The organism is Gordonia sp. NPDC003376, assembly GCF_053589235.1.
This window is the reverse complement of the sequence record NZ_JBSFRM010000035.1, coordinates 36,359-48,176: the sequence shown is the minus strand read 5'-3', so window position 1 is coordinate 48,176 and position 11,818 is coordinate 36,359. Positions and strand designations below refer to the sequence as shown.

General features: G+C 67.6%; 9 protein-coding genes. 7 read left to right on the top strand and 2 right to left on the bottom strand.

Features of this window, described 5'->3' with window-relative positions:
• The coding region (locus tag ACWDUA_RS23160; RefSeq protein ID WP_449753368.1) for a hypothetical protein at positions 1-207 on the bottom strand (207 nt) is incomplete at its 3' end.
• Here ACWDUA_RS23160 and ACWDUA_RS23155 point away from each other — a divergent pair.
• Complete coding sequence (locus tag ACWDUA_RS23155; RefSeq protein WP_449753367.1) at positions 106-414, top strand: HNH endonuclease; 309 nt, start codon at positions 106-108, stop codon at positions 412-414. The two genes, ACWDUA_RS23160 and ACWDUA_RS23155, sit on opposite strands and share 102 nt — an antisense overlap.
• Before the next feature lie 397 nt (positions 415-811).
• On the opposite strand, the gene ACWDUA_RS23150 is transcribed toward ACWDUA_RS23155, so the two are convergent.
• Positions 812-2,284 (bottom strand): peptidoglycan recognition protein family protein, encoded by a 1,473-nt coding sequence (locus ACWDUA_RS23150; RefSeq protein ID WP_449753364.1) that lies wholly within the window; start codon positions 2,282-2,284, stop codon positions 812-814.
• Positions 2,285-2,616: 332 nt separating this feature from the next.
• Between ACWDUA_RS23150 and ACWDUA_RS23145 the strand changes: the two genes are divergently transcribed.
• The 6 genes from ACWDUA_RS23145 (at position 2,617) to ACWDUA_RS23120 (ending at position 11,516) form a co-directional block, all read left to right on the top strand.
• A complete protein-coding gene (locus tag ACWDUA_RS23145; RefSeq protein WP_449753366.1) occupies positions 2,617-4,101 on the top strand; it encodes a SpoIID/LytB domain-containing protein in 1,485 nt (494 codons plus the stop codon).
• Between the two features lie 122 nt (positions 4,102-4,223).
• Complete coding sequence (gene glf, locus ACWDUA_RS23140) at positions 4,224-5,426, top strand: UDP-galactopyranose mutase (protein WP_449753363.1); 1,203 nt, start codon at positions 4,224-4,226, stop codon at positions 5,424-5,426.
• A complete protein-coding gene (locus ACWDUA_RS23135) occupies positions 5,427-7,388 on the top strand; it encodes a glycosyltransferase (protein WP_449753362.1) in 1,962 nt (653 codons plus the stop codon).
• Positions 7,369-8,010, top strand: a complete 642-nt coding sequence (locus tag ACWDUA_RS23130) for a phosphatase PAP2 family protein (protein WP_449753361.1) — start codon at positions 7,369-7,371, stop codon at positions 8,008-8,010. The genes ACWDUA_RS23135 and ACWDUA_RS23130 overlap by 20 nt, the downstream gene beginning before the upstream one ends.
• Entirely contained in the window at positions 8,010-8,939 is a 930-nt protein-coding gene (locus ACWDUA_RS23125) for a decaprenyl-phosphate phosphoribosyltransferase (protein WP_449753360.1), read from the top strand. The genes ACWDUA_RS23130 and ACWDUA_RS23125 overlap by 1 nt, the downstream gene beginning before the upstream one ends.
• 24 nt (positions 8,940-8,963) lie before the next feature.
• Complete coding sequence (locus ACWDUA_RS23120) at positions 8,964-11,516, top strand: hypothetical protein (RefSeq protein ID WP_449753359.1); 2,553 nt, start codon at positions 8,964-8,966, stop codon at positions 11,514-11,516.
• The last annotated feature ends 302 nt before the right edge of the window (positions 11,517-11,818 follow it).

The window sequence follows — 11,818 nt, the reverse complement described above, 5'->3', positions numbered from 1 at the left end:
TCGATCACCCGCAACACTCTGCTCGAAACGACGTGTGACGGTGTGGTGGTGATGACCATCGTCGATGGCGAACGGGTTCCGTTGGATATGGCGCGGTCGAAACGGTTGTTCACCGCCGGTCAGCGGCGGGCGTTGTTCGAGCGGGATCGGTGTTGCATCAAGTGTGGTGCTCCGGCGTCGCGGACTCAGGCCCATCACATCGCGCATTGGTCGGATGGTGGTGCCACCGACCTCGCGAACGGTTGCCTGTTGTGCACCTCGTGTCATGCCGATGTGCATCACAATGGGTGGGATGTCTATATGGGACCCGACTCCCATCCGTGGCTGATCCCACCGGAGACGGTCGATCCACGGCGACGCCCGATCCCTGCGTATAACCGGCGGTTCGCTGATGAACTACCGAACGCCGCTTGAACTGTCTGTTGTGACCTGACCCTCATCCGTGTCTGAGACTTGCACCCGACGGTGTCGGGACCGCGTCGGTACCTTGAGAATTCCATAGAGATGACGAGTGTCGGGACCTCCGCCTGTTGCGCCGGCGAGCTCAGCCGGCGGAGGTTTCGACACGACTTGTCGCTGCGCTCCTCGTCGGCTCAACCATCAACGGCGGGTGACTGATTGAGCCTTCGGTGCTCCTCGTCGGCTCAACCATCAACGGCGGGTGACTGATTGAGCCTTCAGTGCTCCTCGTCGGCGCAACCGCCAACAGTCTCTTGCTGATTGAGCCGGGACCGAGCATCGCGAGGACCCGTGTCGAATTCTCCGCAGGTGATATCGGATGGCGATGAGCAGGAACGATGTTCGCGTCTATCTACTGCGCCATCTGTACTGGCGGAGCGGTGGTGGTCGGGGGAACCGCAGGCGTCGACTCGGTCGGTGCACCCGGTTCCGGGCTCGGGGCCGTCGTCACGGGTGGGGTGATCGCCCCGGCGAGGCTGCGGATCTGGGTGAGTGCCGGATATCCGTATGCTCCAGGGCAACTGGTGTTGTTGTAGTCGCGATGCCCGGCGATCACCGGCAACTGCGTCTGTGTGCCGGCCGGGAACTTGCTGTCGGAAAAGTACTCCGACGTGAGGTGTGCGGTACCGGCCGGGTTCAGGCCCGCCTTGCTCAGCCGCCACTTGAGGAAGCGGCCCACCGAGGCGAGCATCGCGCCGCTCGGGGTGACCTCCTCGAGGTTACCGATCATCGACACCCCGACGGTGTTGCGGTTGAACCCGCCGGTGTGGGTGCCCTCGACGTTGCGGTCGAGCCCACCGAAGGCGCCCTCGAAGATCTGGCCGTACTTGTCGACCAGCACGTTGTAGCCGATGTCGCACCAGTTCAGGGTGCGGGCGTGATAGGCGTAGATGCCGCGCACGATCTCCACCGACTGCTGTGGTGTGTAGTCATTGGATCCGGCGGTGTGGTGGACGATCGCGCCGTTGAGCGTCGGCGAGATGCTCGGTTGCGAACAGCGGATCGACTCGTCGGCACCCCACGCCGCCCGCGAGATCACCTGCGGGCCCCCCGACAACGTCGTCAACATCGACGACCCGAACGAGAGCAGGCTGTCCGGACTGAGCAGCGTCGCCGACAACTCCGGCATCACCGTCCCGGCCAGATTCTTGAGGATCTCCGCTCCCGCCCCGAGCACCTGGGTGAGCAGATCGGTGCCGGCGCCCTCGGCGGGAGTACCCGCGGCCCGGGTGGACCGCAGTGCGGGGATGGCGAGCCCCTCCTCGGCGACGGCCACCTGGATCTCGGTGGCATCGCCCACCCACACCGGCTCGGTACCACCTGGTTGCTTCGCCGACGGGGCGGCCGCGGTCTGGATCGGCTCGAGTTCTACCCACTCACCCCAGCGACCACCCGCCTCCTTCGCGCGCAACAGCAGGGTGGCGTCGTCGGGATCACCCCAGACCGGCTTGTTCCACGTGAATCCGACCATCTTGAACGGAGTGTCCCGGACGAGATGCTTGACCGACGCGCCGACCGCAGGCTGCGCGACCTCCCCGTCGTCGGAGACGGGGGTGCGACCGGAGGGCGGCAGTGTGGTGATGTCGAGTTCGGGCAGTGTGATCCCGGCGGCCTCGAGCCCCGACGACGCGAGGTCCAGTGCCACCGACGGCAGTTCACGCAGGGCGACCTCCTCGATGGCGGTGTGGTCGATCGGACGATGGTTGTCCACCGGGCGCACGTCTCGCGCCGAGCGGTCGGGGCCGAGATCGATCAGCATCCCCGCGCCGAGCGCGAGGGCCACCGCCGCGACCAGCACCGAGGGCGTACGTCGTGGGTATCGCACCGATCTCTGCTCCTAACGGGATACGCGGCCGATGCGTGTGCACCGGCGACGCCACCGATCGTGTCGGGGAGTCGTCGTCATCACGGGCAGTCCACGCCGGGGACGTATAACTCGTGATGCGGTTGTTATCTCCTGTGGTTGGTGATTCTTAAGAGACTTGATTATGGTCACTTGAGTCCCAGTAGTCACATTTGTAACAGATGCTGTGTGCTACCAACCGGCCGGAAGGGCTGATCGACCGTGGGGGAGATGCACTCGTGAACGCTCGTCTGACCGGCCTATTGGCCTCGCGGACCCGACCGCGCCTTGCGCGCCGGCGCACCACATCGGTGATGGTCGGCGGCACCATGTCGGCGCTGCTGGCCGGCGGCCTGATCTTCGGCGTGACCGCCTCCGACCGCGCCCACGACATCGGCCTGACCGCAGGCTCGGAGGTCACCCTGACCGGGCATGGCCTCGGACATGGCCGCGGTATGGGGCAGTGGGGCGCCTACGGATACGCCAAGCGTGGCTGGTCGGCGAGCCAGATCCTGCAGCATTACTACGGCAACACCACCCCCGGTCGCGCCCCCACGCCCGAGGTGCAGGTGACCCTGAGCGGCAAGAGCGCCGTCAATGTCCGCTCCGACGCCCCGATGATGGTCGGTGGTCAGCGTGTCGAGGCCGGCCAGGCGGTCAGCCTCAGTGGCAACAGTGCCACCATCACCAGCGGATGCGGAGGCGGCGCGGTCCGAACGGTGCCCCTCGCGCAACCGTTCGTCGACCCGGTCAACACCGCGCCGAACCGCCCGGCCAACGAGTTCCTGCGTTTCTGCGGCTCCAACGAGGCGTTCCGTGGGTCGCTGGGCCTCGACGGCGGGAACGTGGTCAACAAACTGCACGTCGACGACTACGTCAAGGGCGTCATCGCCCGCGAGAGCGTCCCGGGCTGGGCCGATTCCGGTGGACTTGAGGCACTCAAGGCGCAGGCCGTCGCCGCACGCACGTACGCGTTGTCGGCGATCGCGGGTGGCAAGAAGATCGACGACACGCAGAACTCGCAGGTCTACGGCGGTGTCGCCGGTGAGGACCCGCGCACCAACACCGCCGCCGACGCCACCGCCGGACAGATCCGTCTGCAGAACGGGGCGCCGGCGTTCACCGAGTTCTCCGCGTCCACCGGCGGCTACACGGCCGGCGGTCGCTTCCCCGCCGTCGCCGACGAGGGCGACTCCGCCTCGCCGAACCACAACTGGACCGCCACCGTCAGCCCGGGCAGTATCGCGTCGGCCTTCGGGCTGCCGTCCCTCGACAGCTTCGAGGTGATCGAGGCCAACGGTCTCGGCGCCGAACAGGGCCGCGCCCTCAAGGTGCGCGCCACCGGCGGCGGCCGCAGCGTGGAGGCCACCGGCGAGGAGGCCCGCACCAAACTGGGGCTCAAGTCGTCGTGGTTCTCGGTGCAGGGGCAGCGCACCCCGCCGCGCATCGTCACCCCGCCGACCGGCCCCGGTTCGACCGGGTCGGTGGACCTCGGCTCGCTGAACGGGATCGCCGACCAGCTGCTGCCCGGCGCCGGTGACCTGCTCGGCACGGCCACCTCGGCCTTCGAGGGCCTGCTCGGCGCACTCGGCGGCAACACCGGCGCGCTCGGCGCGGCGGTCGGCCTGCCCACGCTGACCCCCGATGCGGCCGGGGTCACCCAGGTGTTCGAGAAGGGGATGCTGTTCTTCAGCAAGCAGACCGGGGCGCACGCCCTGGCCGGACAGGGATTGAAGGACTATCAGGCTCGCGGCGGCATCCCGGTGCTCGGCTTCCCCAAGCGGAACGTGCTGCGCTGAGGCGTCGAGTGTCCGCCGGGGTGTGAGGATTCAGGCACTCTGGACGGGTCATCGCAGGTGATGGCCCCGACGCCGCCGTGGCACGGAGAATCCTCAGGTTCGGTCCGTTACCCTGAACTCCCGTGGCATCCAATACCAACGCCGGTTTTGACCTGATCGTGGTGGGTTCGGGATTCTTCGGCCTCACCATCGCCGAACGGGCCGCCGCCGAGTTGGGCAAACGAGTCCTCGTCGTCGAGCGCCGCCATCACCTCGGTGGCAACGCCTATTCCGAGCCCGAGCCGAGCACGGGCATCGAGATCCACAAGTACGGCGCGCACCTGTTCCACACCTCCAACGAGCGCGTGTGGGAGTACGTCAACCGCTTCACCGACTTCACCGGCTACCAGCACCGTGTCTTCGCGATGCACAAGGGGCAGGCCTACCAGTTCCCGATGGGCCTGGGCCTGGTCTCGCAGTTCTTCGGCCGGTACTTCAGCCCCGACGAGGCGCGGGCCCTGATCGCCGAGCAGGCCGCCGAGATCGACACCAAGGACGCGACCAACCTGGAGGAGAAGGCGATCAGCCTGATCGGTCGCCCCCTCTACGAGGCGTTCGTCAAGGCCTACACCGCCAAGCAGTGGCAGACCGATCCCACCAACCTGCCGGCAGGCAACATCACCCGCCTGCCTGTCCGCTACACCTTCGACAACCGCTACTTCAACGACACCCACGAGGGACTGCCGGTCGAGGGATACACGGCGTGGCTGGAGAACATGGCCGCCAACGAGCGGATCGAGGTGCGCCTGAACACCGACTGGTTCGAGGTGCGCGAGCAGATCACCGCCGCCAACCCCGATGCGCCGATCGTCTACACCGGCCCGCTGGACCGCTACTTCGACTACTCCGCCGGCCGCCTGGGCTGGCGCACCCTGGACTTCGAGACCGAGGTGCTGCCGACCGGCGACTTCCAGGGCACCCCGGTGATGAACTACAACGACGCCGACGTGCCGTACACCCGGATCCACGAGTTCCGGCACTTTCATCCCGAGCGGGACACCTACCCGACCGACAAAACGGTGATCATGCGGGAGTACAGCCGGTTCGCCTCCGACGACGACGAGCCGTACTACCCGATCAACACCCCGGAGGACCGTGAGATGCTCGCGGCGTACCGGGATCTGGCCAAGGCCGAGACCGTCGAGCGCAAGGTGCTCTTCGGTGGCCGGCTGGGCACCTACCAGTACCTGGACATGCACATGGCGATCGCGAGTGCGCTCACCATGTTCGACAACACGCTGGCGCCGCATCTGCGCGACGGATCGCCGCTGGCCGAGGCGGAGTAGATGAGCGTCACCGGAGTCACCACAGAACAGAACACCGAGAACCGGGCCGACGACACCGCGGGTACCGCGTCGTCGTCCAAGGCCGTCGAGCTGCTGCAGCGCGTGATCTTCCCGCGTCCCGGCGAGCCGGTCGACGTCCGCTCGCTCTACCTCGTCGAGTCCTGGGGCAACAACCAGCGCGCCCACTCGCCGAGCCGGACCTCGGTGGTGCTCGGCACCGATTCCGAGGTGAGCTTCGAGACCTACTTCAACGCCTTCGCCGCCGCCTACTGGCGCCGGTGGAGCATCCTGGAGTCGGTGGTGCTGCGGGTCGAGGTGATCGGCAATTGCCGCGTGGATCTGTACCGGTCCAAGGTCGACGGTTCCCGCATCGGGATCGGCGGCGACCTCATCCCGACCGACGAGAACGGCCGGGGGGTCATCGAATTCGAGCTCGACCTCGGTCCGTTCGAGGACGGCGGCTGGATCTGGTTCGACGTCACCACCGACACCGAGACCCAGATCGTCTCGGCCGGTTGGTATTCCGCGGTCGCCAGCCCCACCGGCTCGGAGACCAAGCGGATCACCGTGGGCATCCCCACCTTCAACCGGCCCACCGACGCCGTCGCCGCACTCGCCGCGCTCACCTCGGATCCGTTGGTGGACGGCGTGATCGACGCCGTGCTGATGCCCGACCAGGGCACCCGCAAGGTGGTCGACGAGCCCGGCTACGACGACGCCGCCGCCGCGCTCGGCGAGCGCCTGCGCATCTTCGACCAGGGCAACCTCGGTGGGTCCGGCGGATACGCCCGGATCATGTACGAGGCGTTGCGCCTCACCGACAGCCCGTACGTGCTGTACATGGACGACGACATCGCGATCGAGCCCGACTCCATCCTGCGGGCGCTGGCGATGTCGCGATTCGCCAAGTCCCCCATGCTGGTCGGCGGTCAGATGCTCAATCTGCAGGACCGCAGCCACCTGCACTGCATGGGCGAGGTGATCAATCACCACACCTTCATGTGGACCGCGGCACCGTTCGTCGAGTACGACCACAACTTCGCGATGCACCCGCTGCGTGACCGCGAGAACTCCAAGAACCTGCACCGACGCATCGACGTCGAGGGCAACGGCTGGTGGATGTGCATGATCCCGCGCGAGTGCGCGGAGCGGATCGGCCTGCCCATGCCGCTGTTCATCAAGTGGGACGACTGGGAATTCGCGCTGCGCGCCGCCAAGGCCGGATACCCGACCGCGACCGTCCCGGGAATCGCGATCTGGCACATGGCCTGGAGCGACAAGGACGACGCGATCGACTGGCAGGCCTACTTCCACCTGCGCAACCGGCTCGTCGTCGCATCCATCCACCACGACGGCCCGATCAAGGGCATCCTGCAGTCGATGGTCAAAGCCACCGCGAAACATCTTCTCTGCCTTGAGTACTCGACGGTCGCCATCCAGAACGAGGCGATCCGCGACTTCCTGGCCGGCCCGGATCACATCCGGAGCCTGCTGCCCACCGCGCTGCCCAAGATCGCCGCGATGCGCAAGGAGTTCCCCGACGCCGTGGTGCTGCCGTCGGCGACCGAACTTCCCCGGACCAGCGGCGAGGCAACGCATCTCGGTACCGCGATCCCGGCAAATCCGGTCAGCAAGCTCAAGGCGCTGGCCGGTGCGGTGGTCAACAACCTGCGCCCCGCCGATCCGCGGCATCACGAAGTGCCGCAGGCCAATTACCCGCCGATCGAGGCCCGCTGGTTCTCTCTCGGCCGCGTCGACGGGGTCACCGTGACCACCGCCGACGGCCGTGGTGTGGTGTATCGCCAGCGCGACCGGGACAAGATGATCGCGCTGGCCCGCGAATCGGCGGCCCTGGTTCGTGAACTCAACGAGAAATTCCCTGAGCTGCAGGCGGCCTACCGGGCCAAGCATCAGGAGCTGACCAGTAAGGAGAGCTGGGCGGGTGTCTTCGGAATCGACTGAACCGACCATGACCGCACCGGTGGACGAGCCCACCGGCGAGGTCAAGGTCCTGGTGGACATCCAATCGGCGATCGCCACGCCGCCGATCACCGCGGCAGCCCGTGGGCTGTCACACTTCGGGGAGCACTCCCTGGGGTGGCTGGCGATCAGCGCCGCCGGGTGGGCGCTGGCGACCCGGCGCGACGACGCCGCCGCGCAGCGCCGTTGGATCGAGGCGGGCGTGGGTGCGTTCGGTGCGCATGCGGCGTCGGTGGTGATCAAGCGCATCGTGCGGCGCAAGCGTCCGCACGACCCGCGGATCGAGGTGGGGGTGTCCACCCCGAGCAAGCTGAGCTTCCCGTCGTCGCACGCCACGTCGACCACCGCCGCGGCGATCCTGATCGGCCGCGCCGCCGGTTTGCCGCCCTCCCTGCTCCCGGCGCTGCTGGTGCCGCCTATGCTCACCTCGCGACTGGTTCTGGGTGTGCACTACCCGAGCGACGTCGCGGCCGGTGCGGCGATCGGCGCCCTCAGTGCGGGTGCGGTGATCGCCGCTGACCGGTATGACGCTGACCGGTATGACGCTGACCGGTACATCGACCGTGCCATGACCACCTGCGTCGGCAGGAACAGGGAGAAGTGATGAGCGAGGAGCCGATCGAGCACGGAAAGGTGCAGGGTCCGCCGAAGAGCCTGGCCGCCGGGCTGATCAAGGCCGTGCGTCCGCGGCAGTGGGTCAAGAACGTCCTGGTTCTGGCCGCCCCACTCGCCGCGGGCACCGAGGTCCTCACCAACGGCGACATGATGATCCGGGTGGCGATCGCATTCGTGTCGTTCTGCCTGGTCGCATCGTCGATCTACCTGGTCAACGACGCACTCGACGTCGAGGCCGACCGCAACCACCCCACCAAGCGGTTCCGTCCGATCGCCGCCGGCGTGGTGCCGGTGAACCTGGCGTATGTGCTCTCGGTGATCTTCGCCGCCGCATCGATCGGCGTCGCGTTCCTCGCGAACTGGCAGACCGCCGTCACCATCGCCGTCTATCTGGTGATCCAGCTCGGCTACTGCTTCGGGCTCAAGCACCAGGCCGTCGTCGACATCTGCATCGTGTCGTCGGGCTTCCTGCTGCGCGCGATCGCCGGTGGCGTGGCCGCCGAACTGCCCAACGGCCTGTCCCGCTGGTTCCTGCTGGTGATGGCGTTCGGCTCGTTGTTCATGGCGGCGGGCAAGCGCTACGCCGAACTGCAACTCGCCGAGCGCACCGGTGCCAAGATCCGCAAGTCGCTGGAGTACTACACCACCACCTACCTGCGGTTCGTGTGGACGCTCGCGGCGACGTCGGTGGTGCTCTGCTACGGACTGTGGGCGCTCGACGACACCATTCACAGCGACAACGTGTTCTATGCCATCTCGATCGTCCCGTTCACCGTCGCCATCCTGCGGTACGCGGTCGACGTCGACGGCGGCGCGGCCGGTGAGCCGGAGGAGATCGCACTCGGTGACCGGGTGCTGCAGTTCCTCGCGGTGGCCTGGATAGTATGCGTGGGTGTCGCCGTCTATGCAGTGTCGTGATGAGTCCCCGGCACCGGTGGGCCCATGACCGACGATGCCACCCGGCTGGGTGGTTCCGATCGGTCCGGCCCTGATACCGGTGACCATCCCGGGGATGACGCACCGACCCGCTGGCTGCGGCTGAACCTCGACGACCCCGCCGACGAGCGCCCCGCCGACGAACACACTGCCGGTGCGGCCGACCAGGGCCGGGTGGACGCCGGCGAGCGTGCGGCGGACGAGACCAAGCCCCCGGCCGACGCCGCCACGCGCCCGGACCGCGGCAGGCGTTCCGCGGTCGCAGCGTGGCGTGGCCGGGGTCCGCGTGAGTGGATCGCGATCGGCAGCTTCGTCGTCGGTGCGGTCACCGTCGCCACCTTCTTCGCGATCGGTGCCTGGCAGCGTCGGTGGATCGCCGACGACGGCCTGATCGTCCTGCGCACGCTGCGCAACCTGTTCGCCGGCAACGGCCCGGTGTTCAACGCCGGGGAGCGGGTCGAGGCCAACACCTCCACCGCCTGGACCTATCTGCTGTGGTTCTGGGCCTGGGTGACCGACGGACAGCTCGAATACGTGGCACTGTGGGTCGCGTTGGTGCTGTCGGTGGCCGCGATCCCGATCGCCATGTACGGCACCGCACGCCTGCTACGTACCCGTATCGGCGGGGTCACCGGCGACGGGTACACCGTGCTGCTGCCGCTGGGGGCGATCGTCTACATCGCCTTGCCGCCGGCGCGGGACTTCGCCACCAGCGGTCTGGAGAACGGCCTCTGCATCTTCTGGGCCGCCGTGCTGTGGTGCCTGCTGGTGGCGTGGAGCCGTCGCGCGAACGGGCCCGACGCCACGCGCAGTGGATCGGCCGCCACGCTGTTCCTCGCGTTCTGGGCGGGTCTGGCCCCGCTGGTGCGCCCCGAGCTGACCGTCGTCGGCGGTATCGCGCTGGTGCTGGTGTTCCTGGCCCCGCTGTCCTGGAAGATGCGCGTCGGCGTGGTCGTCGTCGCCGCGGTCCTGCCGGTGGGCTACCAGATCTTCCGGATGGGCTACTACGCACTGCTGGTGCCCAACCCGGCTGTCGCCAAGGACGCCTCGGGCTCCAAGTGGGGGCAGGGCTTCACCTATCTGGCCAATCTGTTCGGCCCGTACTCCTTGCTGCTGCCGGTGATCCTCGCCGTGGTGGCCGGTGTGCTGATGGTGATCGGCGTGCGGTTGCGTCGCCTCTCGCCTGACTCGAGCACGACCGCCGACTCGAGCACGACCGCCGACTCGAGCACGACCGCCGGCTCGACCACGATCTCCGACTCGACCACGATCTCCGACGCCGCGCCGGCGTCTCGTCGGGATCGCCTGGTCGGCTGGTCCCGCGCACTGCAGACCCCGACCGCGGTCACCGTCGCCATCCTGGCGGCCGGGGCGATCGTCTTCGTCTACTGGCTGCGCCAAGGCGGTGACTTCATGCACGGCCGGGTGCTGCTGACGCCGCTGTTCGTCCTGCTGCTGCCGTTGATGGTCATCCCGGTCACCATCCCGGTGCACGGCGTCGTCGCGGCCTTCCGCCGCACGCCCGCCGAACGCACGTCCCCGACGGACACCGCCGCCGGTGCGACCGGCGACGAACCGACCACGAACAGTACGACCGCCGGCGACGCGACCGCCGACGACGCGACCGGCGATCACGCGACCGCCGACGACGCGACCGCCGATCACGCGACCACCGACGACGCGACCGGCGATCACGCGACCACCGGCGACGCGACCGGCGACCATGCTCCCGACGACGCGGAGCCGAACGGCCTGATTCCCGACCCCGCGATTCCCGACCCCGCGACCCGCAACCGTCGTACTCGGCTGCAGCTGGCCGGTTCGGTGATCATGGCCGGGTTGTGGGTCACCACCGTCGTCTGGGCGGCGATGGTCCATGAGACCGTCCTGCCCAATGCCGGCATCGACATCGGGCGTAGCGGCATCGTCGACGAGCGCCGCTTCTATGTGACCAACATGGGCAACGAGAACCCGGTCACCGCCGCCGACTACCTCGACTACCCGCGGATGCAGGCGATGGTCGACAACATCGCCGAGCACGAGAAGGAGGGTGGGGTGTTGGTGGCGTCGTTCAACTACGACGAGTGGTACTACATCCCGCTGCCGCAATCGACGCCGCCGGACAAGCGCACCCTGACCGTGTACTTCCTCAATCTCGGCATGACCAGTATGAACGCCCCACTGGACGTGCGCGTGGTGGACCAGATGGGACTGGCCTATCCGCTCGCCGCGCACACCGAGCGACTCGAGGACGGCCGGATCGGCCATGACAAGGTGCTGCCCACCGAGTGGGTCGTCGCCGAGTCGGGAGCCGTCCCACGCCGCCCGGTGCTGCCCGGATTCCTCGACGAGGACACCGTCCGCCAGGCACAGGTGGCCCTGACCTGTCCGGACACCCGTGACCGGTTCGCCTCGTTCGAGGGCATGTGGACCTGGCAACGGTTCAAGAGCAACCTGAAGCAGTCCTTCGGCTTCAACAACTACCGGATCGAGCGCAACCCCGAGTACGAGATCCAGCGGTGTGGATTGACCATGCCGCAGCGGATCAACCCGCGATAGGAACCGGGATACGTGCCGGTCACCGTTGTGTCGCATCCGCGAGGCCGGATGCCCGAACGAACTCGGACGATTGGTGTGTACCGCCCTACGACTTGCGGGGGTTTGTCTCGGATCGGTAACGTGCGCCGCGGCGATATCGATAGAACGACCGTGAACAACATGTCCGGGAGGCATCGCGTTCACCAACCTGAGAATTGTGTGATAGGAGTCACAGAGTTTGTCGAGGGTTGGTAATTGAAATAGGCTCCCCAGTCGTCCCAGGTGCCCGTCGAGACACCGGGCCGGGTCGGGTGGGGGAATCC

Excerpts from the sequence above, each read along its gene's own strand:
- ACWDUA_RS23135 (WP_449753362.1), top strand. The coding sequence starts at position 5,427 with ATGAGCGTCACCGGAGTCACCACAGAACAGAACACCGAGAACCGGGCC.
- ACWDUA_RS23145 (WP_449753366.1), top strand. The coding sequence starts at position 2,617 with ATGGTCGGCGGCACCATGTCGGCGCTGCTGGCCGGCGGCCTGATCTTC.
- ACWDUA_RS23120 (WP_449753359.1), top strand. The coding sequence starts at position 8,964 with ATGACCGACGATGCCACCCGGCTGGGTGGTTCCGATCGGTCCGGCCCT.
- ACWDUA_RS23125 (WP_449753360.1), top strand. The coding sequence starts at position 8,010 with ATGAGCGAGGAGCCGATCGAGCACGGAAAGGTGCAGGGTCCGCCGAAG.